Source organism: Shewanella sp. Koi 1 (assembly GCF_052907445.1).
This window is the reverse complement of record NZ_JBREJM010000001.1, coordinates 3311088-3334729: the sequence shown is the minus strand read 5'-3', so window position 1 is coordinate 3334729 and position 23642 is coordinate 3311088. Positions and strand designations below refer to the sequence as shown.

The window sequence follows — 23642 nt, the reverse complement described above, 5'->3', positions numbered from 1 at the left end:
TTCATTATGTTTGATTATGAAATATTGAGAGTTATCTGGTGGGCTCTGATCGGCGTACTGTTCATCGGATTTGCGGTCACTGACGGTTTTGACATGGGCGTGGGTGCACTATTACCGATTATCGGTAAAGACGATACTGAGCGCCGTATTATGGTCAACACTATTGCCCCCCATTGGGATGGTAACCAAGTATGGTTAATCACCGCAGGTGGTGCCTTATTTGCGGCATGGCCTATGGTATATGCAGTATCTTTCTCTGGCTTCTATGTGGCCATGATGTTAGTGCTGTTTGCCTTGTATACCCGTCCAGTTGGATTTGACTATCGCTCTAAGATTGAAAATCCAAAATGGCGTAAATCGTGGGACTGGGCGTTGTTCTGTGGTGGCTTTATTCCACCGCTGATCATCGGTGTGGCCTTCGGTAACTTACTCCAAGGTGTACCATTCAATTTCGATGAGTTCCTGCGTGCGACTTATCACGGTGGTTTATTTGGCCTGTTGAACCCATTCGGTTTACTGGCGGGCTTAGTGAGCGTGAGCATGTTTATGATGCAAGGCGCTGCTTGGCTGCAAATGAAAACCGACGGTGAGCTGCGTGTACGTGCCGCGAATGCGACTCAGCTATGTGCACTGTTAGTGGCAGTATTATTTGCCGCTGCGGGTGTGTGGTTAGCCAATGGTATTGATGGTTATGTTATCACTTCAACCCTTGACCACCATGCATTGTCAAACCCAACGCTGAAAACCGTAGCCGTTGAGTCTGGTGCTTGGTTAGCTAACTACGATAAGTATCCTATTACTATGCTGTTCCCAGTATTAGGTGTGGCATTACCACTGTTAGTGATTGTGGTGAGTCGCTTAAATCGTTCAGGTTTCGCATTCTTATTTAGCTCGCTGACTGTGGCGATGGTGATCTTAACTTGTGGTGCAGCAATGTTCCCATTCGTTATGCCATCTTCATTAGATCCTAACGTGAGCTTAACCATGTGGGATGCGACTGCGAGTGAAATGACATTAACTGTGATGACTTGGGCGGCGATTATCTTCGTTCCAATCGTGTTAAGTTACACTGTATGGACTTACTTCAAGATGTTTGGTCGTTTAAACCGCAAACATATTGAAGATAACAAAGCCTCACTCTATTAGAATTAAGGAGCATCTACTATGTGGTATTTCACGTGGATATTAGGGGTTTTGTTAGCCTGTTCTTTTGGTGTGATCAACGCCCTGTGGCTTGAAAACACTGAGAATATGGACCGCTCAAGCGATGACGCTGAGTAATCGCTAACCTCCTATAGCTGAACCCTTTAAAACCCCGCAACTGCGGGGTTTTTTATTACCACGTTATTTAAGCTTAAGGGATTCGCTAAGGTGGCTTGATTTGCTGAAATATGTTGTGCCACAACAAGCAACAAGCAACAAGCAACAAGCAACAAGCAACAAGCAACAAGCAAGAAGTTAGCTACAGGTTTCCATAAGAAACACGGCTCAATTTGATTTTGCTGCGCTGCATCGATATGCCTAACAGCTTACTAAAGTGTTAGTTCAAGCCTATCTGAAAGCTTATGCTCAATTGCCAAAGCCAAAGCCAAAGCCAAAGCCAAAGCCAAAGCCAAAGCCAGCAGGTTGCTCGAGCATGAAGCTGCACTAACGTGATAGGCGTTTCGCGTGGTTTACCTTGCTGTTTTGCTGAATGGATTTAGCAATGTCGACTTAACTGAATAGATGTAACTTAAGTTGAAAGTCAAAAAAATACCGCCCAAGTGGGCGGTATCTTAACAAAGCTATGATTTGACTTAGGCCTTAAATTGGCTGATTTGTTGTTTAAGCGCGACGGCGAGGGAGGATAGGTCATTCGCCGAGTTTACTGTTTCGGCGGCTCTGTGCTCACCTTCATTAGCCAGTTCGCTTATCTGGTGCAGATTATGGGTGATCTCTTGGGCAACACTGCTTTGCTGCTCAGTCGCCGAGGCAATATTGCGTGAACTAATCGCCAGTTCGCCAATTCTGCGGGTGATTTCCTCCAGCTGCTTGCCGGTTTCTTCCCCTTGATTCGCCGAGGCGATACCCAGCTGGTGGCTCTGCGCCATTTGGCTGGTGGTCGTTTTCACTTGAGATTGCAGCTTATCAATGGTTTGCGAAATTTCCAAAATGGAGGATTGTGTCCGCTGGGCTAAGGTTCGCACCTCATCGGCGACCACGGCAAAACCTCGGCCCTGTTCTCCTGCGCGGGCCGCTTCAATGGCCGCGTTGAGTGCGAGCAGGTTGGTTTGTTCGGCAATGCTGTTAATCACCTCGGTGACTTTACTGATGGCCTCACTCTCTTGGCTGACTTTTTCGACGGCCTGATGACTACTACTGAGCTGTTGGCTCAGTTTCAACAGATCCTGCACCACTTGGGTTTGTTGCTGTTGGCCTTCTTTGGCAGCGAGATCAACTTGCTGGCTCTGGTTCGCGCCATCTTGAGCGTGGTTGGCGACATCGCGGATGGAGGTGGACATTTCTTCAATCGCGGTGGCGATTTGATCCGTTTGTTGCATCAATGCCTGGGCTTCTTCACCGTTTTGCTTAGCAATCCGCTGTGCTTTAGAGGCTTGTTGTTCAATGCTTTGGACCGAGGTTTGCAGTGCACTGATTAATTGTCGTAATTCCGATGACATGGTCGACACGCTGGTGGTGATCTTGTCGACCTCGTTTTGACTATCGTAGGCCGATGGTGGAAGTGGATGACTAAAGTCCCCCGTACCGAGGATTTCCATATGGCGCTGCAGCGCATGTAAAGGCTTGAGTGAGCGGATTAGTACAAAGGATAGCAGTACGGTAATAAGCACAATACCCGTGACCGCCACTATGGCGTTGATGGTGAGTAGCAGTAGGCTCTCTTCATTTAATTCGTTTGCATTCACTTGACCAATCAACATCCAATTCCACCCATTCACCGTTTGGGTGTAGGCAAACATAGGTTGGTTTTTACTGTTAGTGTAGCGAAACTCCGATTGATCCTGTGTGGCTTGGCTAAGGGTTAATCCATCGAGCATGGACTCAGTTACTGGCTCGCCCGCATTAAATTTGGGATTGGCGACCAACACATTGTCGGCTTTGCGCATCAGCAGGAAGCTACCGGTTTCTTCTAGGGTGATTTTATTCACCGCGGCTTGTAACTGTGTGAGGGATTGAGTGATTTCAAAGCCGATATATAAGATCCCAATCACTTGCCCTTGGGCATCCTTAATTGGGCGATAGACTGTCATGTAGTCTTTACCGAAGAGTTTGGCGTAGCCTTCGTAAACTTCACCTTTGATAAGTGTTGGATAACCGGGATGGGTTTTACCGAGGAAGGTACCGAGGGCACGGCTACCATCGGCCTTTTTTAACGAGGTCGCAATCCGGACAAAGTCATCCCCATCGCGCACAAACACAGTGGCGGTTCCGCCTGTGAGGTTGGCAAAGCGGTCAACTTTACTCTTTGACGAGTTAATTTGTTCTTTTTCATGTAGTAACGCAGGTGTGCTGACGCCGAGCACATTCACGGTTTTATCTGGGCGACTAAATTGGCCGGGGTACATTTCCTTAAAAACATCGGCATTGCGTCTTGCTAGTTGCAGCAAGCTATCGTATTGCAGCTCAAGCATGTCGGAGACGGCGTGCATCTCGGCTTTCATGGCACTGATGCCTTTATCTTCGAGCACGTTTGACGCGGATTTGTAGGAGAGGGTACTCAGTATGCAGAAAATGATCAGGGTAAGGATAAAAGCGAGGGCACCAATCTGTTTTGCAATAGGCCAATTTTTATAGTTCATTGTACGATCCTATAGGGTAAAGGTTAACGCTAATGTAACCGAACTTTTACGTCGTGGTCTTGATATGGGTCTAAGATTTTCTATTATTTATAAATAGTTCGCTCACAGATACCAGTGTAGACCAGTCTCTATTTTAGTCGATAGGAATATACATTTGAGTGGTAGGAAGAGTGGCGTAAGGCGAGCGTTGAGGGACTAAACGGAAGTATCCCTATGGTTTACTGCGATTGAGTCGATACCAGAAACAAGGAGTGACACTATGCTAGGCGAAAATCACGCATTGGTTTATGAGTTCCCAGATTTTGTCGAACATATTCAAAAGCTTAAAACGAGTAATGCCGTTTTTGCCACTATGGCAGAGCGCTACCATGAACTAGACCATAAAATCCGCGCCCTTGAATTAACCAAAGTGCCCACCGATGATGAGCACTTTGTTGCCTTAAAATTAGAACGACTCCATCTTAAAGATAAGTTATATCAATACCTTGTTCATGATGCGATTTGAGACGATAACGCTGGTGTTGGAGCCGTATGGTGCGTTTTCATCAGTAACAGATACATGGTTGGCACCCAGACGAGCGACAGCAACGTCGTGAGTAACGTCCCGCCGGCAATTGCGATGGCAAAGGGAGGCCAGAAGCCACCGCCTGCAATAATAAGCGGAATAAACCCGCCGACCGTGGTGATAGTGGTCGAGCTGATATGACGACCGCAACTGCTGACCGTGGTGATGATCACCTCTTTATCACCCGCTCGGGCATTGTCGGTATCTTCCAGCTCGGCCAAAATCACAATCGCCGCATTTATCGCAAGCCCCATTAGGCCGAGTAGGGCGATGATGACTGGAAAGCCAAAGGGATAACCAAACACATACACCGCAAGCAATCCAAGCCCCGCCGACTGTAATGCGCTCAGTAAAATAATCGCTGTAAGCCTAAAGGAGTTAAAGGACAAGACGACCGTGGCCAGCAGCAGGGTGACGACCAAAATCAGATTGGAGAGCAGATTGCCGACCGCCTCATTGCGTTTAGCGCTTTCGCCGCCGATTTCAATTCGATAACCCGCAGGGAGCAAAATCGCCGCGACTTTAGCTTTCACATCGTTTAATACTTGAGCGGGCAATACGCCGCTGACGATATAGGCTTCAATCGTGTTGACGCGTTGACCATTACGCCTAGGGATCGCCCCGCGACTGACTTGCACCTCATTGTGGGACAGCGCAGACAAAGGCACGGCTGTGCCTGAGGGGGTCACAAGCTGAATTTCTGAGAGGCGACTGGCTTGCTCGCGGCTGGTGTCTCCCAAACGCACTCGAATCGGCAAAGACTCGGTCTGTTCGAGCACACTGCCGCCGATAACGCCCGTCGTCGCCATTTGAACTTGTCTGGCGATATCCGTCAGGGTTAAGCCACTGATCAAACTCGCATCTTCGTTCACTTGTAGCCACACCTTAGGAGCGCCGGCGCTCAACGTTGCGCGGGTATGAAGCACATCGGGCGTGGCGGCTAAGATATTGCGCACTTCATCGCCGAGTGAGCGTAAGGTCTCAAGGTTAGGGCCAAATATCATTAACTCGACTGGCGCATTAAAAGGCGGGCCTTGCTCAAGTTTACGCACTAACACCTGCGCTTCGGGAAAGGCCTTATCTAAGGTTTGCTGTAACTCAGGGATGAGGGCGTTAGCCCGCTCAAAGTCACTGGCTTTCACCATGGCCTGAGCGTAGTTGGTGGCTCCCTGTTGGCGCTGAGTTAAGTTGTAATAAAATGAAGGGGTATTGCCCCCCACAACCCAATCGACTTGGGTGATGCCCTCGATTTGATGCAATTGCTTATCCATCAACTGCACTTGGTTTAAGGTGTTTTCGAGGCTGACATGGGGCGCGAGATACAGCTCAATTTGGAACATATCCCGATCCGAAGGCGGGAAAAACTGCTCAGTCATTTTGCCGGAAGCATAAAACCCTAGCAGGGGAATTATCCCTATAAAGGTCGCGCTCAGTAGTGGGCGATTTAACGCAAATCTTAGGCTTGCTTGAAAGTAACCACTTACTAAAGGCACGTTGATGCCATGTTGATACCAGACAGGATGTTTACCTTCGAGGCTAAAGCGTCCCGCAAGGCCTGCGATCAATGTATGGGAAATCACATAGGAACCCAGCAGGGCAAACATCACCGACATGGCTATGCCACCGACAAATTCCCCCGCCGCACCCGGCATCAGCACGATAGGGGCGAAGGCTAAAATGGTGGTGATGGTTGACCCAGCCAAAGGTAGCCAGAGGTGATGTAAGGTCTCACTTACCGCGCTTAAGCGACTCATCCCCTGCTGGCGACGCTGGGCGATGGCATCGACGATCACAATGGCATTGTCCACCATGATCCCAAGGGCGACGACTAGGCCTGTGACCGACATTTGATGAATGGGTAGGCCGATATATTTCATACAGGCCAAGGTAAAAAGGGCGGTCAGGGGGAGTGATAGGGCAACGATAATCGCGTTTCTTAAGCCTAAGGTCAGCAGTAAGACCGCCAGAATAATCACAAACCCTTGTAATAGGTTGACGATTAATCCGCCGAGACGTTCGCTGGTGTAGCTGTTTTGCTCAAACAGCCATTGCACTTTGATATTGGCCGGCAGCTCCTGATTGAACTCATCGACCAAGTGTTTGACTTGTCCTTGCCAGATATCGACGCGGGTATTGTTGAGCATGCGCGCAGCAACAAACACGCCCTGCTCACCATCGACTAGGGCGATGCTGTCAGCGGGGGTTTTAGGTTGGCGGCTGATCTGGGCGATGTCTCCCAAACGAATAATTTGTCCCTGCGCATCCACTTTGAGTGGCACTTGGCGAATACGGCTTTGGGAATCGAGCTCACCCGAGACTTCAACGAGGGCGCGAAAGTGATTGTTATTGATCTCGCCCGCGGCAATTTTACTGTCGGCGCTGCTTAAGATTTTCGCTATGGTTCCCGGCGTTAATTGCAATTGGCTCATCTTATAGCCATCGAGCTGGACCAGGATTTCCTCCTCGGGCGCACCGTAGAGTTTAACGAAGTCGGTACCGGATAAGAGTCTGAGCCTGCTCTGTAATTCCTTGGCGTAACGGTTGAGCATATCCACCCGCGGTTGACTGCTATCGTTCCACACTAGGCTTAAAATAGCGGTGTAGGCGTAGCCGACTTGATCGTCTAAGGTCGGTGTCTGTATGCCATCGGGGAGGGTGTTTCTGGCATCGGCTAATAGATCCCGCGCCCTAGACCAGACAGGATCTGTGTCAGTGACGGTATCTTTAAGCTCCAACTGGATCACCGAAATACCGGGTCTTGAGGTGGATTGAATAAGCTTAATTTCCTCAAGGCGACGTAATTGATTTTCTAATACTTCGGTGACAAGCGCCTCGACCCGCTCGGCTGAGGCGCCGGGATAAGGGGTGATGACAGACGCAAATCGGTTGGTGATGTGTGGATCTTCGGTGCGTGGCAAACTGGACATTGCGCCAAATCCCGCGACCAGCAGTAGGGCGATCACTAGGCTGACTAAGCGACCATTTTCGACGAAGGCTTTAATCATGATTACCTCGTCGATGCGATGGAAGAAACGGCTTGGCCCACCACTAACTTATGTAAGCCTTGAGTCACATACTGTTCGTCGGTCTTAATCGCGCCTTGAATGTAGGCCATATCTTGAGTGGTGTAGAGGATATCGACATCGCGACGCTCTATCTGAGTTGAAATGCTATCGGTTGTTGAATGTGAAGGCGGCGTGGTTACATAGATATTCCAGCGGCCGCGGATCCCATCGATAAGTGCCGATACTGGCACCCAATAGCCCGCTTGCTCGACGGTTTGTTGTTGATGCAAATAGGCGATTTCACCGTTGATCACATTGGCATGTTCCGGCAGGCTGATCCGCAGCTGAAGAGTGCGACTAATGGGGTTTACCTCGGCGCTGATCCCGGCGATCTTGGCGGTAAATTGCTGATTATGCACGCTCACAGTCACATTCTGCCCATTGACGAATTGCTGAGCGACCGCAACCGGAACACCGATATAGGCTTCGGTATTCACACTGCCGACTAAGGTAAACACTGGGCTGCCTGCGGCGACCACTTCCCCTAGATTGTGTTGTCGTTGGCTGATTATGCCGTCGAAGGGCGCAAGTAGCTGTGATTTATCGCGTTTTAGTTGGTTTGCCCGCTGCGAGGCCAATAATCGGTTTTTGGCAGCTTCGAGACTCGCCAGTTGTGTGCGGTTCTCGTCGAGTAACTGCTCTGAGACATAGCCCGATTTTTTTAGCTCAAGATTTCGGTTGAGGGTGCTGGTGGCAAGGTCAACATCGGCTTGGGTTTGCGCAAGGCTAGCTTGGATCTCCTGATGCTCGGCATCGAGCAAGCGAGTATCGAGCTTGGCCAATACTTGCCCTTGCGTCACCTTAGCACCGCTATCGACAGTTAACTCACTGAGCTTACCCGATAATTCGAAGCCGACACCCGTGGTATTGCCAGCGCGGATCGTGCCAGTGAATACTTGCTCACTCTGATAGCTAGAGGACAAGCGCAGTGGCGCCGTCGTCACGGTTTGCAATTGGGTGGCGTTGGCATGCTCTGTCACTTCCTTTTGACAGGCCGTTAAGGTGGTGACGGCAATCACGCAAAGGTAAAATGCACGCCAAGAACATCGGGCAGCTCGATCCATTTGAATCCTTCCGTTGTAAGCTTAAGGTTAAGTTTATGTAACTAGACTTGCTAGTCTAGTTGTGCGGAACTAGACTGTCTAGTCTATTTTGTGCTTAACTAATACGAATTAATTATGTTGCTACCTTGAGTGAAGATATGACTCAGTCCTCCGATATCCCGATGAGCCGCAGTGAACAAAAGAAACAGCAAGTGCTTGTTGCGGCCATTGACTTGTTCTGCCGCCAGGGATTTCCCCATACCAGTATGGATGAAGTGGCGAAGCAGGCGGGCGTGTCCAAACAAACGGTGTACTCCCACTACGGCAGTAAAGATGATTTGTTTGTGGCGGCGATTGAATCCAAATGCGTTGGCCACAACTTAAATGCCGACTTACTCAGCGATCCAAGTCAACCTGAAGCCACCCTCACCGAATTTGCGCTGCAATTTGGTGAGATGATTGTTAGCCCTGAGGCGATTACCGTATTTAAAGCCTGTGTGGCGCAATCGGAGAGCCACCCTGAAGTGTCGCGATTGTTTTTTGAGGCGGGGCCACAGCATATGCTTGCGCTGCTGACAAAGTATTTAATCGCCGTAGAGGCGCTTGGGTTATATCGCTTTCCACAACCGCATCATTGTGCGGTACGTTTATGTTTGATGTTGTTTGGCGAATTGAAACTCAGGTTAGAGTTGGGGCTTGAAACCGAGCCTTTATTGGGAGAGCGTGAGCAGTATATCCGGGGTTGTGCCGAGATGTTTTTAAAAGCCTACCGAGTGTAACGGCGCTAAGCTGTTGGTATCAGTTTGTATCTTCTTCGAAAAGAGTGAACTTTTGTTTCAAATCGAGCGTATTATTCGCGACAAATTACTCACAGTAACGCAAGGAGCAGGCGTGACTAAATCACTTGATTCTCGAGTCAGCATAAAGCCCAGCCTAATGTATATAGGATTGGGATTAATGCCTTTTTTAAGTTATGCCGTATCCGCGGCTGAGGCGCGCCCACCAGCGCAATACAAGCCATTTAAGTTGAGTGTATCGCAGATTAGTACCCAGAGTGCATCGGTTGCCAATGGCGATACAGAGTTGCAGCGGGACAGCTTATTACTCAACGCGAGTGTCAATATTCCCCTAGATAAACAGTGGTCTATTGGAATGCGTGTCGGTTACGATAGGCTTGATTACGATTGGCGCAATATCCGTTTAACGGGGGCGAATAACGCCGCAGGCCTGTTTAGTGATGCGGGTGAAACCTGGGAAAATATCGACCGTTACCGTGCGGGCCTATCCCTTAGCTATCGGATGGATAAGCATTGGTCCTTTATGTTGTCGCCACAACTTCAATATGCCTATGCCGATACCGCATCGGCGAGCCATGCGCAAAGTTATGGTGTGGTTGCGTCGGCCATGTATGCCTTCGAGTCGGGCAATCTGCTCGGTTTTGGCGTTGCGTATTTAAACGATATCGATGAAGTGCGCACTATGCCTTATCTGGCGGTGAGCTGGCAGATTAATGATCGTTGGCAGTTAGCTAACCCCTTCCAAGCGGGATTTAGTGGCCCTGCGGGTTTGGAGCTGAGTTATCAAGTGAGCCCTGCATGGAATGTCGGCTTTGGTAATTCACGTCGCACCGAGCGATTTTTAGTCGCCGATAAGGATACCGTGGTGGAGACTAACGAGTGGGTGAGTTATCTGCGTGCCGGTTGGCAAGCTACGCCGGCCATTGCGCTGAATCTTTACGCGGGTTACTACTTCAATGGTGAATTGGAAGTCACCCATCAAGCGGCGCTCGATATGGATAACCAAGGCGCAGCCGCCTTGGATCTCGAGTTCCGATTTTAATTACTGGCCCAGCATGGCCTCTTTGAGGCTCTTCTGGGCTGGTTTTTCCCCTAGCCAAATTTTGAGTAAGGCTTGGCGGAACATTTCCCCTTCAATCGTGGCTTGTTCTTGGCCATTTTTATAGGCGGTAACGCCACGGCTTTTGTTGGCGACCAAAGTGAATTGGTCGCCTTCTTTGATTTCATCCTTAAATAACGCCATAAAGGCGTCAATTTGTGGCTGAATGTCGGTCGTATTATCGGCGGTCGCGTGCTCAAAACCTTCGGTTATCGCATCACGCATTTTCTCGGAAGTAATCATTCCAGACGTAATATTGAGGCGAATCGCCGCAACCGGGGCATTGATGACCTCTGTCATGGTTTTGCTCTGGATTGGGACATACAGACTACCCACATACAAATCCATAAAGAATTTGCTGCGAACACCAACGCCATTCAATTGCAGCGCCTGAGCGTCGAGCGTGATGGTATCGGCGACTTGGACACCAGAGACTTCTTTAGCTTGGGCGAATAGTGGAAAAAGCAAAGCGGTAGTTAGTGTCAGGGTTGAGAGTAACTTCATCATACACCTCATATTTTTTAGTTATGGTCGTTGAGCGTATCCATGGGATTAACGGCTCAAACGAAGATTAATCAGTTGATTGCCAAGCGATACTAATCGAAACCAAAGAGGAGTGATAGCCTAATCTATACAAGCTATCGCTTAGGAGGTAAATCAAGTTGGGCAGCTTTCTTTTGAGGGACACCTTAAGAAAGCAAAAAGTCGGAATTATTGGTTTGAGCCATTCGACTTATTGGCAAACCTGGTTAGCCACGAACACCTAATTTATATTGGCCATTTTGCTCAAACATCACCGCTTGTTTTTGCCTAGGGGAGATCAGGATTGGGCCATCATCGAAAAACAGAAAGCACTTCCAGTTGCGGACAAAGACATCCCAACGAGTCTCAATCACTTGATATTTTTCGTAGCAAAAATAGACCTGAGTATCATCTGGCCACTGGATAAACTCGGCCAACATCTCGGGTAGGCTATTATCTTCACTGTCCCACGCACTCTGCCAATGATCCGTTTTGACCCATGCGTTGGCTTTAGCGGCCCAATCCCCCTTAGTAAACTGTTCAGCGCGGCTACTTTTATTGCTAATCCACTGATTCCAAACCAGCATGGCGCTTTTGTCCGTCAGCGGCAGAATGCCAGTCTTGTCATCATCGCTTACAGGCAAGTCCTTGTGGTTAAAAATCCACTTACGGCGATAGGTATCTAAAGGTATATAGGTATGAGCCAAAAAAGCTGTCCTCGGTATATTACGGATTATTAAGGATGAGTGGGTTACGCGAGGTAAGTATACTTTTTTGAGAAAAATTAGGAAATGAAGCCGTTAAATCTAAATCTAGTTTTACACTATCTGGTCTCTCCACAGGGACTCGAACCCCGATCGGCCGCTTAGGAGGCGGCTGCTCTATCCTGTTGAGCTATGAAGAGACGCCAGTGATTATACTGGTTTTATCTTTGATTAAAAGGCTTATGATTTAGTTGGTTAAATCTTAAGCGCGATGTCGTTTATCTGTACATTGTAAGCCGCATTTTGGTCAACGAGGACCGCAGTTGCACTTTCTTCGCTGACTTGTTCGATTTTTACCGTTGCTCGGCTCTTGGTGGCGACGGCACGCATTTCGTTGAGTCTATCGGGCAAGTTTTGTTGTAACACGACCTGGAATTTATCGCCAACTCGAATGCCGTGTTTGCGACCTAAGTTGAGGATAATTCTATCGCCTTGACGGCTGACAACTTGCCCTAACAGTGGTCTGCAATTGAGCGTGTTGTCTATATCTCGGGTCGCTTCTTGCATGATTTGGCTGATATTTCTGCCATAGGATGAACGCCAAAATCGGTCACTATTAGGGGCTATGATGGCCTGTTCTTCAAACTCCCACGGGGCAGAGGTACTGTAGGTTTTGCTCCACACTTCCTCGCCGCTAATGCCGTGATAGAGGCTGAGTTTAAATTGGAATTGTCTGAGTGGCGCTTCATCCCACCATCCCATAAAGGTTGATTGCACAGGCTCAGTCGATATATCGATGATTTGTGGCAATAAAATATATTGGCTATCGGTGATTTCACTCAACCAGCTTGGGAGTCGATAGCCACGGATATCGACCAATTCTTGTGCGATATCAAGCCGTTCTTTGGCATGGATATGACTAAAACCAGTAGATGAGTAGCCATCAATACTATTACCCAGTTTCTCGGAGATAACTTCTTCAAATCCCGATAGTTGTCCGTAGCGTAACTGTGCTCGGTCTTTTATTTGCGCTTGGGGAATTAAGATGGCGGCCTTTAATTGGCCTGCCGGGCATTGCTGGGTTGGGTCATCATTGAGATCGAGCCTGAGGGATACATAGATTTTATTGCCTTGAATACGCTCGCTCACCAATTGAATGCTAATCGCCTGGGCATAACGATTAATCGCAAAGCTGTTTTGCGTTAAGTTGCCATTAGTCGTTTGCTGTTCGCTGGTGATCTGGATACCGGTACTGAGCGTGGCATAACTCACTGCTTGATTGATGGCTTCTTCACGAGCTTGGGCAATGTTGCCATTGGTGATCACCGCTTCTCCACTGGCCTCGACCCATTCGGCGTTTGCCTGTGCAGCAAATAGCAGTAGGCTGCTGATTATGAGCAAGTTCTTTCTTAGTATGTTCATCAATAAGCCCTTAACTAAAATTGCTGGAATGAGTCAGTTTACTGGCAGTGCTTTATGGCTCTAAGCAAATTGTATGCCTGATTTATCGTGGTCTAGGGATAAAGTTATTAATAGATTTGTCGATAATCTGAATAGTTCATTAAGCGCAATATTTTGACTTGGTCTAATACTTGCTTGCTTTATGGCAAAGATTGCGGCTCCCACTGGGCCACATTGATACTGATGACGAGGTTACTCCTATGCTTAACCGTGCATTCATTCCTCTGGCACTGTTAGTGCTGGTTGGGTGTGCGACTAAACCCGTGGCACCGCCCAAACCTAGCTTAGCTGACGGCAATGGTTTGCCGCCTACGGCGACAATTAATCATCTAGCGCAGCGCATTGTGACTGAGTTAGTCAAGCAGAATGATGCCTTGCGTCCCGACCAACCTATCGTTGTTGCCACGCCTGTGTTAGTGGGGGACTTGAGTAGCACCAATGCGCTGGCGCAGCAGCTCCAGCAAGGGCTGATGACGTCTTTGCATAGCTTTATGTTTAATGTGGTGGATTTGAATTTAGGTGATGGGCTGAGTGTGACGGCTGATGGCGATTTTATTTTGACGCGCGATTGGCAAAAGCTTTCGACCAACTTACCCGTTGACCATATTGTGGTATCGACGATGAGCCCCACGACCAATGGCATGGCAATCAACACTCGGATTGTTACCTTGAGTAATAACCGCGTGGTGTCAGCCTCTCAAACCTATGTGACCCAAAATGAGTTGAGCAATTACATGCAGCCTTCAGAGCAAGTTATCTCGCAGGATGGGATTTTATACCGCCAGTCGAGCCCTGGCATGAATGAAGTGCGAGTGCTAGGAGATGGAAAATGAAACGCTACCTATTCATTGTTGCGGCGCTCCTACTAACAGGGTGTGCTGCCAAAGATAAATATGTTCAGTGGGAAGATGTACCGCCAAGCAGTTTTCCTAAGCTGACGGCCATAGGTTATGCCCCGCTTGCGACTCAACCGGCTAAAGAGCAGTCCCAACGAGTATTGATGGCGATGCAGGCCTCAAAAATTGTGGCTTATCGTGAACTGGCTGAACAAGTGTATGGACAAAAGATCACCGCCAATAGCAGTGTCAGTGATTGGATGCTGACAGATGACAATGTTAAAGCTTCTGTGACTGGGGTGATCCGTGGCGCGAGAGTGGTAAAAAGCTATCCGGCAGGGGATCACTATGTCACTGAGTTGGAGCTTGATTTTGCCAAGGTATGGCAAATTTACCAACAGCAGAGCCGCCCACAAAGAATTAAAGACGTTACCTATTTTTAGCGCTAGCGCTGGGTGACTTTGTCGTCGCTTTACCAATAAACAAAAGCCGCACTCAGTTTTAGCGCGGCTTTTGTTTATATCCCGTTTACTATTTATTGCTCGACTTATGCTTTTAAATCATTGCCTAAGCTAGAAAGGGTCGAGGTTCTGCCTTTATCGTTATAAGTCAGGGTAGTCGCGTTTCGGCTCGCCTGTAAGGCTTGGGCAAAACGGTTTAGACTCGCCAAATTCATTTCGATGAGACTGGCATTTTGAGCGTTAAGATCCTTACATTCGGCAAGGGCCTCTTTTACGGCGGCCATTTTATGGGATAGTTCTACTTGCGAGGTGAGTAAGGATTTATCGCTGTGATTGGCCAGTAAGTCATCGTTGGCCTTGAGTTCTTGCAGGCATGTTGATTTTTGCTCCGCAAGCGATAATAGCAAATCGGCGTTTTGGTCAACCAAAGCGCCTTTTTCCTTGAGAATAATCTGTTTAAGAACAGCCAAATGGGCGTGTTGTTGATCTACCAGTTTAGCTATTTCTGTCATAGTTACTCTTTATTGAGGTCATTCAATTCAGCTTCGAAGCTGGCAATGTTGGCCGCCAACTTTTCGGGATCAATTTTATAGCGACCTTCGGCAATCGCTTGCTTAATTTCAGCGACTTTCTTTTGGTCGACTTCAGGTAGGCTGGCCATTTTGGTTTGAGCTCCTTGAAGCTGTTGAGCTTGAGCCGTAATGACAACTGAGTCACCTTTTTGTTGAGTCGATTTAGCCGCAACCTGAGTCGATTGCTCGCTTTCGCTGTTCTTTTTTGTACTGTTTGAACGGACTTGCGCGGCCGCTCCGGCGTTAAATTTGCTAATATCAATTGCCATGTTAGGCTCCAGCGTCGTGTATACGGGATTTCTTAACTGGGGTATCGGCAGCCCATCGAAAAGCTTTAGCTTATTTTACATTCTAACTTCGACTTCGCCAATGGCTGTGACTATAGCATCTAGTTCCTTGTTTGAGCTGCTATTTTTGACCCTAATTTGGTCACCAATATTACCATCTTGCAGTGCTTCCCCCACGGTTTTTAGTACAAAATTACTGGAACGGACATAAATCGACACTGAATCATTCTTACAAACAAAGCAAAGGTTGTTTGCAAAAATGGGAAAATTTTTGGCGACACGGCGTTTAACCCGTACGCCTGAAAGTTGGCTGGTATCGCTAAATTGCATTCCGCGTAAGCTATTTTGATCAATATAACGGATTTCAATCTGAGTCGGACTGATTAACTCGCCTGGCGCCAGTGTTTCGCTGGCTACCACCACAGGGAACAGGATATCAACACGTACCGACATAAAAATCTGCCAAGGGTAGGCCAAATCCGGTGTGTCACAGCTGACTTTTACTGTGTTGTTGCGGCTGATTTCCCTATCCGATGCTAGTTCAACTTTTATTGGGGACGCGCATTGTGCTGGTAATAGTCGGTTATCAATAGACTGGGGAGCGATTTCCACTTTGGCATTCGCCGGTACTGAAATCTTTTCATTAATAAGGGCTTTAGCTAACTCTGATATCGCCGATACGCTAGGTACCTCGGGAGCTGCATTGGCCGCCGAGGTGAGAAATAATGCGATAACACATAAAAAATATACTAAATTTACTTTCATAATGAAGAGACTAGCTTGTAACGCCAGAATGCACCTATACTTTTATCAAACGTGAAACTGTCCTGTGTCGTTAAGGCCAAAATTTCGTGTCAGAAGTTTGACTCAGTTTCAACTATGGTTATGGATAACAAGACGCAAGCAATTAATATGCCTATACTCAAACGAGTTTTAGGGCCGTACATAAACAGAACAACAAGGCAGAGTTATGTCGAGTATTCTTGATTCAGTCAACAAACGCACCCAACTCGTAGGTCAAAACCGACTAGAACTATTGCTATTTAAGTTGAATGGTCGTCAACGTTTTGGGATTAACGTATTCAAAGTAAAAGAGGTTCTGCAGTGTCCACCATTAACGGCCTTGCCTAAACTTAATCCCTACGTTAAAGGGGTGGCACATATTCGCGGAACGACCATTTCAGTCATCGATTTAAGTGCCGCAACTGGTGGGCGTCCGCTCGCGAGTACCGAAAATTGCTTTATTATCATTTCTGAATATAACCGTAGCGTACAAGGTTTCTTGGTTAGTTCAGTTGAACGTATCATCAACATGAACTGGGAAGCCATTATGCCGCCACCTCAAGGTGCTGGCCGTTATTCCTATTTGACGGCGGTAACTGAAATTGAAGGCGAGTTAGTCGAAATTCTCGATGTTGAAAAGATTCTTGATGAAATCTCCCCAGTAAAAACCGCGATCAGTGAAGAAGTCAATGAGCAGCTCACTATCGATAGAAGTCAGCATTATCACATCATGGTGATTGATGATTCGGCTGTGGCTCGTAAACAGATTATTCGCGCGTTGGAATCATTAAACTTACAAATTGATACGGCAAAAGATGGCCGCGAAGCATTGGACAAGTTAAAGGCGATTGCTAGTGAAATGAACAATGTCGCGGAAGAGATCCCATTAATTATTTCCGATATCGAAATGCCTGAAATGGATGGTTATACCTTAACGGCAGAAATCCGCGACGATCCAAAGCTCAAGCATATTAAGGTCGTTTTACATACCTCACTCAGCGGCGTGTTCAACCAGGCCATGGTGCAAAAAGTAGGCGCCAACGACTTTATCGCGAAATTCAATCCTGATGAATTAGCGGCAGCAGTGAACAAGCATTTAAGTTTGTAGTGAAAGTGTGGGTTAGTGCCTAGTAGCGCTTTACGCTATAATCTAGCCCTTATTACATGATTGTTGGCACTTATTTGGGTGCTTGCTATAGGATCTAGGACGTGAATGTGCCTGACAAATCACTCGCTGAAGCCGAATATAATCAATTTAGGTTGTTCCTAGAACAACACAGCGGCATCGTACTGGGGGAAAATAAACAATACCTAGTACGTAGCCGTCTTGCTCCTTTGATGGGCAAATATAATCTGCCTTCGTTATCCGATGTGGTAAAACATTCGATGAAGCCCACGGAGCGAGCCTTACGGGCAGAAGTGATCGACGCCATGACTACCAATGAAACCTTATGGTTTCGTGACCGTTATCCGTTTGAGTTGCTCAATAATGTGTTGTTACCTGAATACAGTAAGTTGGGGCGTCCATTAAAAATATGGTCCGCTGCCTGCTCGTCTGGCCAAGAGCCTTATTCGTTGGCAATGACTATCTTAGAATATCAACAGAAGAAGCCGGGAGCTTTGCCGGGCGGCGCCTCGATCCAAGCAACCGATCTTTCGCCTTCGATGTTGGAACGTTGCAAAAATGCCGAATACGATAGTTTGGCGCTAGCGCGTGGTTTATCCGAGGAACGTAAGCGCCAGTTTTTTGATGCTTTGCCCTCTGGCAACATGCGAGTTAAGGATAACGTTAAGCGTTTAGTCAATTTTCGCGCCCATAACTTACTTGAGAGTTACACCTTACTCGGCAAGTTCGACATTATCTTCTGTCGAAATGTGCTGATCTATTTTGCCCCAGAGGCAAAAGCAAAAATTTTGCGGCAATTCGCTGCCGCTTTAAATCCGAAGGGCATACTCTTTCTCGGCGCGTCAGAGTCGATTGCGGGTCTGACGGATGAATTTGATATGGTTCGTTGCAACCCTGGTATCTATTACCAGAAAAAGACTTAATGTTATGATATTAAATAAAAATTACCGACATTAGTCGGTAATTTTTTACCCCACCAAACCCCATTTCTACACATTTCTGATAGTTTCTGTTTTTTGGCACATGAATTGCTTATTCCCGTGAGAGTCACGATGGAGGCAATTTTATGGCGATCAATTTTGATAAGGCACTAGGTGTGCACCAATTCACTTTGGGGATACGTGCAGAACGTGCCGAAGTAATTTCAAGCAACATCGCAAACGCCGATACGCCACATTATAAAGCCCGTGACGTCGATTTTTCTGCGGCCTTAAATATTGCGAAAACCCAGCAACAGCAACGCAATAGCCTTGAGATGACAGGCGATGAGCAGCATTTTGGCCTCGCACAGTTAACGGGACAATACGTGAAGTTCCGTGTGCCAAATCAGCCAGATACTGGAGATGGCAATACAGTGGATATTCAACAGGAACAGTCGGCATTTATGCAAAATGCCCTCGAATATCAAATGTCTCTGGGATTTTTGGACAGTAAGTTTAGCGGCATGAAAAAAGCGCTGAGAGGGGATTAATCATGAGTTTATTTAGCATTTTTGATGTGGCAGGCTCCGGTATGTCAGCCCAGTCCGTCCGACTCAATACCACGGCGAGTAACATCGCTAACGCCGATTCTGTTTCTAGCAGTATTGATAAAACTTACCGCTCACGTCATCCCATTTTTGAAGCTGAAATGGCGAAAGCGCAGAGCCAACAGCAAGCTTCTCAAGGTGTTGCAGTAAAAGGCATTGTTGAGAGCGATAAACCCCTATTAAAAGAGTATTCGCCCGATCATCCGATGGCGGATGCGGATGGTTTTATTTATAAGCCGAATGTGAATGTCATGGAAGAAATGGCGGATATGATTTCTGCCTCTCGCTCATATCAGATGAATGTTCAAGTCGCTGAAACCGCAAAATCTATGCTGCAACAAACACTTGGGATGGGTAAATAACATGCGCGATTTAGGAGGTAAGCTGTGAGCCTCATTAACCAACTTAGCCAGAATACGGCTCAGACGACTCAAACTAAGAGCCAATCGAATACGGTGGCGACTAATACCACGAGCACAACGAGTACATCAACCGGCAATCCATTTTTAGATGGGATCCGCTTGCCTAGCCAATCGGTTGTGCCAGAAGCCAAGAGTCAACAGCTGACGCAGGAAGACTTTTTTTCATTACTCAGTCAGCAGTTGTCGATGCAGGATCCGTTTAAGCCCGTCGACAACGACCAGATGATTGCGCAAATGGCGTCCTTTTCGACCGTGGATGGTATTTCAAAGCTCAATGATGAGATTGTTAATTTAAACAGCGTGATGACATCGAGTCAGGCGCTGCAAGCATCGGGATTAGTTGGACGTAAGGTCTTGATCCCAACCGATACCGGCAATGTGTCAGTCGAAAGCCCCACCCTAAGTGGCGTGGTGAGTACGCCAGACAAAATTCCTGTGATTAACGTGCGTGTACTGGATGATAAAGGCCAAGTGGTTAGCACCTTTAACATCGATGGCAGTGATGGCGGCAACATCCCAGTGACATGGGATGGTCTGAATGAAAATGGTGAGCCTGTTACTGCCGGCAATTACACCATTAAGGCCAGCGGTCTTGTTGATGGCGAATCTCAAGAGCTTGCCGTTTCGACCTATGCCCACGTGACCAGTGTTTCTCTGGGCACAGCAAGCACTGGGGCGATTCTGAATCTTCGCGGTGGTGCAGGTATTAAGCTCTCTGATGTGCTCGCGGTATCAGAAACCTAATTTGTCAGTATTGAGTTGGACCTGGGTCCTTAATTGAATTGAGTGAAATGTAGAGGTGAATTATGTCGTTTAACATTGCATTGAGTGGCATTTCTGCTGCACAGAAAGACTTAAACACTACCGCGAACAACATCGCGAATGCTAACACCATTGGCTTTAAAGAATCGCGTGCTGAATTTGCGGATGTTTACGCTAATTCAATTTTCTCTAACTCTAAAACCGCCGTCGGTGGTGGTGTGGCAACGAGCCAAGTGGCACAGCAATTCCACCAAGGTAGTTTGCAGCTGACTAATAACTCCTTAGATTTAGCGATCAAAGGGGGCGGCTTTTTTGTGACGGCTTCTGAGATTGGCACCCTAGATCATCAGTTTACCCGTGCAGGTGCATTCAAAGTCGATAAAAATAATTATATGGTTGATTCTGCAGGTAATTACCTGCAAACCTTCCCAGTTGATAAAGATGGTAATTCGACATCGGTCAGTTTAACGACGGCTAAACCTGTGCAAATTCCTGATACTGCTGGCAGTCCAGTTCAGACTGAAAACGTGACTCTGCAGATGAACTTAAATGCGAAAGAAGGTTCACTCGATCCTGCTGCCTTTGACCCGCTGGACTCTAAAACCTACAACAGCGTGACCTCCATGACGATTTACGACTCACTCGGTGAGCCGCATATCATGACCACCTATTTTGTGAAGCCAAACAACGGCTCTTACAACGGTGAAAACAACTGGGTTGCCTACTACGCAATTGATGGTAAGCAAGTTGATGTGTCTGGTCCAGCGGGGACTTACCAGACGGATACTGATGGTGATGGTATGGCTGATGGTACAGGGACAGCCCAAACCACTGGAGGTTGGAAAGGTTCGGTATTGAAGTTTAACTCTGTCGGTGTGTATACCGGGAGCGATCCTGCGGTCGTGACGACTGAAGCATTAGGCGTGGGTGGTGCTGGTGTGTTAGGCCCAGGTGCCGATGGTACTCAAGATGTGACCATTAAGTTCAATGCACCGACTCAGTATTCGGCTCCGTTTGCGGCCACCGAATTAACGCAGGATGGTACGACAGTGGGCCGTTTAACCAACGTTGAAATCGGTGAAGATGGTTTGATCACCGCCAGCTACTCTAACGGTTCAACTGTGCCATTATCCCGCGTTGCCTTAGTGCGTTTTGCCAACGAGCAAGGTTTAACTCAAGTGGGTAACACCTCATGGAAGGCCAGCCTTGAGTCGGGTCCAGCACTTGCGGGGGAACCCAACAGTGGTACCTTCGGTAGCATCAGTTCTTCGGCGTTAGAGCAGTCCAACATCGACTTAACGACTGAGCTGGTGGATTTGATTTCGGCGCAACGTAACTTCCAGGCTAACTCGCGTACCCTCGAAGTGAACAACACTCTGCAACAAACTGTACTGCAAATTCGTTAAGCTGATTTACTCCTTCTCTAAGTGTTGCCGCTGGCGGCAACACTTAGCCTCTTTTGGCCTTGTAGCCATTTCCTCATAATCTTCTCCCAATTTATCAGTAAATTAGCCACAATTTTTATTGGCATGATGCTTGCTTTGCTATTGTCAGGTTGAAAATTTGACGGAGCAGTCTGTGGACAAATTCCTCTACATATCCATGAGCGGAGCTAAGCAAAACATGAATGAGTTGGCATTGCGTGCCAACAACTTAGCTAATGCCAATACCGATGGATTTAAGTCGGACATGGCGCAAGCCAGATCGATGCAAGCCTTTGGTGAAGGAATGCCATCGAGGGTTTTTGCCATGGTCGAAACACCCTCCGCCAATTTTCGAGCAGGCCCAATCAAAACCACTGGGCGGGATCTTGACGTTGCCATTAAAGGTGATGGTTGGTTCGCTGTTCAGGCAAAGGATGGCAGTGAGGCCTATACCCGTTCAGGGAGTCTCAGTTTTGACTCGACAGGGCTATTGCATAACGACCGCGGTAATCCAGTGATGGGTGATGCGGGACCGATTGTGTTACCGCTGCCGATTGAAAAAGTCACTATCTCACAGGATGGTATTATCTCGGTACGTCCTCAGGGCGCGACAACGGAAGTGGTCGAAGAGGTAGGGCGATTAAAGCTGGTTAATCCTGGCAACGCACAAATGATGCGCGGTGAGGATGGACTGTTCCGTTTGGTATCGGGTAATCCGGCGCCAACCGATCCAAATGTGTTTGTTGAGAGTGGGGCTGTAGAGGGCAGTAACGTCAATCCAGTGGATGAGATGGTGTCCTTAATCGACCTACAGCGACAATTTGAATTGCAAGTGAAGATGATGAAAACCGCGGAAGAAAATGACCGCGCTTCATCTTCATTAATGCGGATTAGTTAGGAGATAAATTATGCATCCAGCGTTATGGATTAGTAAAACTGGCTTAGACGCACAGCAAACCGATATTGCGGTGATTTCAAACAACGTCGCGAACGCCAGCACCGTCGGCTACAAAAAGAGCCGCGCAGTCTTTGAAGACTTACTCTATCAAACCGTTAACCAAGCGGGGGGCATTAGTGCCTCGAACACTAAGTTACCCAATGGGTTAAATATTGGTGCGGGTACCAAAGTGGTGGCCACTCAAAAAATGTTTACCCAAGGCAATATGTTGACCACGGATAACTCACTCGATCTGATGATTGAAGGCCCTGGCTTTTTCGAAGTACAGCTACCCGATGGCACCACAGCCTATACCCGTAATGGTCAATTTACCTTAGATGATACTGGGCAAATTGTAACGCCAGGTTCGGGTTACGTTCTGCAACCTGCAATCACGATTCCCGATGATGCGACCAGCATTACCGTGTCTGCCGAGGGGGAAGTCTCGGTGAAAACACCGGGCACGGCGGAAAACCAAGTCGTGGGGCAGCTCAGCATGTCCGATTTTATTAACCCATCGGGTTTAGACCCTATGGGACAAAACCTGTACACCGAAACCGGTGCCAGTGGTACGCCTATCCAAGGCACGGCATCACTCGATGGTATGGGAGCGATTCGTCAAGGCGCGTTAGAAACCTCTAACGTAAACGTGACCGAAGAGCTGGTGAATCTTATTGAAAGTCAGCGGATCTACGAAATGAACTCCAAAGTGATTTCGGCGGTGGATCAGATGCTGGCGTATGTGAATCAGAATTTATAGAGGCACATTATCATGGCTAGATATTTTATATTGGCCGCAGCGCTCTTGCTTACGGCATGTAGCTCCACCTCCAAGAAGCCGATTGCAGATGATCCTTTTTATGCACCGGTATACCCCGAAGCGCCGCCAACCAAAATTGCCGCTACGGGATCCATTTACCAAGATAGCCAAGCGGCCAGTCTCTATTCGGATATTCGCGCCCATAAAGTGGGTGACATCATCACTATCGTGTTGAAGGAAGCGACTCAGGCGAAAAAGAGTGCGGGTAATCAGATCAAAAAAGGCTCTGATATGTCGCTCGACCCAATTTATGCCGGTGGTAGCAATGTGTCGATTGGCGGGGTTCCCCTCGATCTGCGTTACAAAGACAGCATGAACACTAAGCGGGAATCCGATGCTGATCAAAGCAATAGCTTAGATGGCAGTATCTCCGCCAACGTAATGCAAGTGCTTAATAACGGCAACTTAGTGGTGCGCGGCGAGAAATGGATCTCCATCAATAACGGCGATGAGTTTATCCGAGTGACCGGCATAGTGCGTTCACAGGATATCAAGCCTGACAACACTATCGATTCAACCCGTATGGCCAATGCGCGTATTCAATACAGCGGTACTGGTACCTTCGCCGATGCGCAAAAGGTGGGCTGGTTAAGCCAGTTCTTTATGAGCGATTGGTGGCCCTTCTAAG

General features: G+C 47.7%; 25 protein-coding genes and 1 tRNA gene. 16 read left to right on the top strand and 10 right to left on the bottom strand.

All coding sequences use genetic code 11. From position 1 onward, the window contains the following. The first annotated feature begins 6 nt into the window (after positions 1–6). Positions 7–1146: a cytochrome d ubiquinol oxidase subunit II gene (gene cydB / locus ACUZ8J_RS14695; protein ID WP_037420654.1), complete on the top strand. Its 1140-nt coding sequence runs from the start codon at positions 7–9 to the stop codon at positions 1144–1146. Positions 1147–1164: 18 nt separating this feature from the next. Beyond that, positions 1165–1281, top strand: a complete 117-nt coding sequence (gene cydX / locus ACUZ8J_RS14690; RefSeq protein ID WP_011622029.1) for a cytochrome bd-I oxidase subunit CydX — start codon at positions 1165–1167, stop codon at positions 1279–1281. A gap of 515 nt (positions 1282–1796) precedes the next feature. On the opposite strand, the gene ACUZ8J_RS14685 is transcribed toward cydX, so the two are convergent. Further along, entirely contained in the window at positions 1797–3800 is a 2004-nt protein-coding gene (locus ACUZ8J_RS14685; RefSeq protein WP_446694235.1) for a methyl-accepting chemotaxis protein, read from the bottom strand. Between the two features lie 259 nt (positions 3801–4059). On the opposite strand from ACUZ8J_RS14685, the gene ACUZ8J_RS14680 reads away from it, so the two are divergent. Beyond that, positions 4060–4305 carry a YdcH family protein gene (locus tag ACUZ8J_RS14680; protein ID WP_208662060.1) on the top strand — a complete coding sequence of 82 codons (246 nt, stop codon included), beginning with the start codon at positions 4060–4062 and terminating at the stop codon, positions 4303–4305. Here the strand turns inward: ACUZ8J_RS14680 and ACUZ8J_RS14675 are convergent. Together ACUZ8J_RS14675 and ACUZ8J_RS14670 are read right to left on the bottom strand one after the other, a co-directional pair. Beyond that, positions 4290–7370, bottom strand: a complete 3081-nt coding sequence (locus ACUZ8J_RS14675) for an efflux RND transporter permease subunit (protein WP_446694234.1) — start codon at positions 7368–7370, stop codon at positions 4290–4292. The genes ACUZ8J_RS14680 and ACUZ8J_RS14675 overlap by 16 nt on opposite strands. Before the next feature lie 2 nt (positions 7371–7372). Next, positions 7373–8494 (bottom strand): efflux RND transporter periplasmic adaptor subunit, encoded by a 1122-nt coding sequence (locus ACUZ8J_RS14670; protein WP_446694233.1) that lies wholly within the window; start codon positions 8492–8494, stop codon positions 7373–7375. Between the two features lie 137 nt (positions 8495–8631). Here ACUZ8J_RS14670 and ACUZ8J_RS14665 point away from each other — a divergent pair, with 137 nt between their 5' ends. Then, positions 8632–9252, top strand: coding sequence for a TetR/AcrR family transcriptional regulator (locus ACUZ8J_RS14665; RefSeq protein ID WP_446694232.1), 621 nt, complete (start codon positions 8632–8634; stop codon positions 9250–9252). Positions 9253–9430: 178 nt separating this feature from the next. Beyond that, positions 9431–10312, top strand: coding sequence for a DUF6268 family outer membrane beta-barrel protein (locus tag ACUZ8J_RS14660; protein WP_446694231.1), 882 nt, complete (start codon positions 9431–9433; stop codon positions 10310–10312). On the opposite strand, the gene ACUZ8J_RS14655 is transcribed toward ACUZ8J_RS14660, so the two are convergent. From ACUZ8J_RS14655 to ACUZ8J_RS14640, 4 genes are all read right to left on the bottom strand, one after another. Continuing rightward, on the bottom strand, positions 10313–10873 hold the full coding sequence (locus ACUZ8J_RS14655; RefSeq protein ID WP_446694943.1) for a chalcone isomerase family protein: 561 nt from the start codon (positions 10871–10873) through the stop codon (positions 10313–10315). Between the two features lie 245 nt (positions 10874–11118). Further along, the gene (locus ACUZ8J_RS14650; protein ID WP_374915934.1) at positions 11119–11598 is read right to left on the bottom strand and encodes a DUF2947 domain-containing protein; all 480 of its coding nucleotides are present in this window, start codon (positions 11596–11598) and stop codon (positions 11119–11121) included. Between the two features lie 121 nt (positions 11599–11719). Beyond that, positions 11720–11795, bottom strand: a tRNA-Arg gene (locus ACUZ8J_RS14645). A gap of 55 nt (positions 11796–11850) precedes the next feature. After that, the gene (locus ACUZ8J_RS14640) at positions 11851–13017 is read right to left on the bottom strand and encodes a flagellar assembly protein FlgT (RefSeq protein WP_126512807.1); all 1167 of its coding nucleotides are present in this window, start codon (positions 13015–13017) and stop codon (positions 11851–11853) included. Positions 13018–13256: 239 nt separating this feature from the next. Between ACUZ8J_RS14640 and ACUZ8J_RS14635 the strand changes: the two genes are divergently transcribed. Continuing rightward, entirely contained in the window at positions 13257–13889 is a 633-nt protein-coding gene (locus ACUZ8J_RS14635) for a FlgO family outer membrane protein (RefSeq protein ID WP_446694230.1), read from the top strand. After that, on the top strand, positions 13886–14335 hold the full coding sequence (locus ACUZ8J_RS14630) for an LPP20 family lipoprotein (RefSeq protein WP_011625672.1): 450 nt from the start codon (positions 13886–13888) through the stop codon (positions 14333–14335). Before ACUZ8J_RS14635 ends, ACUZ8J_RS14630 begins: the two co-directional genes overlap by 4 nt. Positions 14336–14439: 104 nt before the next feature. Here the strand turns inward: ACUZ8J_RS14630 and ACUZ8J_RS14625 are convergent, their stop codons facing one another. From ACUZ8J_RS14625 to flgA, 3 genes are all read right to left on the bottom strand, one after another. Beyond that, a complete protein-coding gene (locus tag ACUZ8J_RS14625) occupies positions 14440–14865 on the bottom strand; it encodes a flagella synthesis protein FlgN (RefSeq protein ID WP_011622042.1) in 426 nt (141 codons plus the stop codon). Between the two features lie 2 nt (positions 14866–14867). After that, the gene (gene flgM, locus ACUZ8J_RS14620; protein WP_086903740.1) at positions 14868–15194 is read right to left on the bottom strand and encodes a flagellar biosynthesis anti-sigma factor FlgM; all 327 of its coding nucleotides are present in this window, start codon (positions 15192–15194) and stop codon (positions 14868–14870) included. 75 nt (positions 15195–15269) lie between these two features. Continuing rightward, positions 15270–15977: a flagellar basal body P-ring formation chaperone FlgA gene (gene flgA / locus ACUZ8J_RS14615; RefSeq protein WP_446694229.1), complete on the bottom strand. Its 708-nt coding sequence runs from the start codon at positions 15975–15977 to the stop codon at positions 15270–15272. A gap of 205 nt (positions 15978–16182) precedes the next feature. Between flgA and ACUZ8J_RS14610 the strand changes: the two genes are divergently transcribed. The 9 genes from ACUZ8J_RS14610 (at position 16183) to flgH (ending at position 23641) form a co-directional block, all read left to right on the top strand. Next, complete coding sequence (locus ACUZ8J_RS14610) at positions 16183–17103, top strand: chemotaxis protein CheV (protein ID WP_086903738.1); 921 nt, start codon at positions 16183–16185, stop codon at positions 17101–17103. A gap of 101 nt (positions 17104–17204) precedes the next feature. Continuing rightward, positions 17205–18044, top strand: coding sequence for a CheR family methyltransferase (locus ACUZ8J_RS14605; RefSeq protein ID WP_011716394.1), 840 nt, complete (start codon positions 17205–17207; stop codon positions 18042–18044). 143 nt (positions 18045–18187) lie between these two features. Beyond that, positions 18188–18592, top strand: coding sequence for a flagellar basal body rod protein FlgB (flgB, locus tag ACUZ8J_RS14600; RefSeq protein ID WP_011716395.1), 405 nt, complete (start codon positions 18188–18190; stop codon positions 18590–18592). A 2-nt stretch (positions 18593–18594) separates the two neighbouring features. After that, positions 18595–19011 carry a flagellar basal body rod protein FlgC gene (gene flgC, locus ACUZ8J_RS14595; RefSeq protein ID WP_446694228.1) on the top strand — a complete coding sequence of 139 codons (417 nt, stop codon included), beginning with the start codon at positions 18595–18597 and terminating at the stop codon, positions 19009–19011. A gap of 24 nt (positions 19012–19035) precedes the next feature. Next, positions 19036–19815 carry a flagellar hook assembly protein FlgD gene (gene flgD / locus ACUZ8J_RS14590; protein WP_446694227.1) on the top strand — a complete coding sequence of 260 codons (780 nt, stop codon included), beginning with the start codon at positions 19036–19038 and terminating at the stop codon, positions 19813–19815. A 62-nt stretch (positions 19816–19877) separates the two neighbouring features. Beyond that, on the top strand, positions 19878–21239 hold the full coding sequence (flgE, locus tag ACUZ8J_RS14585; RefSeq protein ID WP_011625677.1) for a flagellar hook protein FlgE: 1362 nt from the start codon (positions 19878–19880) through the stop codon (positions 21237–21239). Between the two features lie 172 nt (positions 21240–21411). Continuing rightward, positions 21412–22155 (top strand): flagellar basal-body rod protein FlgF, encoded by a 744-nt coding sequence (flgF, locus tag ACUZ8J_RS14580; RefSeq protein ID WP_446694226.1) that lies wholly within the window; start codon positions 21412–21414, stop codon positions 22153–22155. 10 nt (positions 22156–22165) lie between these two features. Next, positions 22166–22954, top strand: a complete 789-nt coding sequence (flgG, locus tag ACUZ8J_RS14575) for a flagellar basal-body rod protein FlgG (RefSeq protein ID WP_011622052.1) — start codon at positions 22166–22168, stop codon at positions 22952–22954. Positions 22955–22966: 12 nt separating this feature from the next. Beyond that, positions 22967–23641, top strand: coding sequence for a flagellar basal body L-ring protein FlgH (flgH, locus tag ACUZ8J_RS14570; protein WP_109286362.1), 675 nt, complete (start codon positions 22967–22969; stop codon positions 23639–23641). Position 23642: the final 1 nt, after the last annotated feature.

Coding starts and splice junctions, on each gene's coding strand:
- cydB (WP_037420654.1), top strand. CDS start 7: ATGTTTGATTATGAAATATTGAGAGTTATCTGGTGGGCTCTGATCGGC.
- cydX (WP_011622029.1), top strand. CDS start 1,165: ATGTGGTATTTCACGTGGATATTAGGGGTTTTGTTAGCCTGTTCTTTT.
- ACUZ8J_RS14685 (WP_446694235.1), bottom strand. CDS start 3,800: ATGAACTATAAAAATTGGCCTATTGCAAAACAGATTGGTGCCCTCGCT.
- ACUZ8J_RS14680 (WP_208662060.1), top strand. CDS start 4,060: ATGCTAGGCGAAAATCACGCATTGGTTTATGAGTTCCCAGATTTTGTC.
- ACUZ8J_RS14675 (WP_446694234.1), bottom strand. CDS start 7,370: ATGATTAAAGCCTTCGTCGAAAATGGTCGCTTAGTCAGCCTAGTGATC.
- ACUZ8J_RS14670 (WP_446694233.1), bottom strand. CDS start 8,494: ATGGATCGAGCTGCCCGATGTTCTTGGCGTGCATTTTACCTTTGCGTG.
- ACUZ8J_RS14665 (WP_446694232.1), top strand. CDS start 8,632: ATGACTCAGTCCTCCGATATCCCGATGAGCCGCAGTGAACAAAAGAAA.
- ACUZ8J_RS14660 (WP_446694231.1), top strand. CDS start 9,431: ATGCCTTTTTTAAGTTATGCCGTATCCGCGGCTGAGGCGCGCCCACCA.
- ACUZ8J_RS14655 (WP_446694943.1), bottom strand. CDS start 10,873: ATGAAGTTACTCTCAACCCTGACACTAACTACCGCTTTGCTTTTTCCA.
- ACUZ8J_RS14640 (WP_126512807.1), bottom strand. CDS start 13,017: ATGAACATACTAAGAAAGAACTTGCTCATAATCAGCAGCCTACTGCTA.
- ACUZ8J_RS14635 (WP_446694230.1), top strand. CDS start 13,257: ATGCTTAACCGTGCATTCATTCCTCTGGCACTGTTAGTGCTGGTTGGG.
- ACUZ8J_RS14630 (WP_011625672.1), top strand. CDS start 13,886: ATGAAACGCTACCTATTCATTGTTGCGGCGCTCCTACTAACAGGGTGT.
- ACUZ8J_RS14625 (WP_011622042.1), bottom strand. CDS start 14,865: ATGACAGAAATAGCTAAACTGGTAGATCAACAACACGCCCATTTGGCT.
- flgM (WP_086903740.1), bottom strand. CDS start 15,194: ATGGCAATTGATATTAGCAAATTTAACGCCGGAGCGGCCGCGCAAGTC.
- flgA (WP_446694229.1), bottom strand. CDS start 15,977: ATGAAAGTAAATTTAGTATATTTTTTATGTGTTATCGCATTATTTCTC.
- ACUZ8J_RS14610 (WP_086903738.1), top strand. CDS start 16,183: ATGTCGAGTATTCTTGATTCAGTCAACAAACGCACCCAACTCGTAGGT.
- flgB (WP_011716395.1), top strand. CDS start 18,188: ATGGCGATCAATTTTGATAAGGCACTAGGTGTGCACCAATTCACTTTG.
- flgC (WP_446694228.1), top strand. CDS start 18,595: ATGAGTTTATTTAGCATTTTTGATGTGGCAGGCTCCGGTATGTCAGCC.
- flgE (WP_011625677.1), top strand. CDS start 19,878: ATGTCGTTTAACATTGCATTGAGTGGCATTTCTGCTGCACAGAAAGAC.
- flgG (WP_011622052.1), top strand. CDS start 22,166: ATGCATCCAGCGTTATGGATTAGTAAAACTGGCTTAGACGCACAGCAA.
- flgH (WP_109286362.1), top strand. CDS start 22,967: ATGGCTAGATATTTTATATTGGCCGCAGCGCTCTTGCTTACGGCATGT.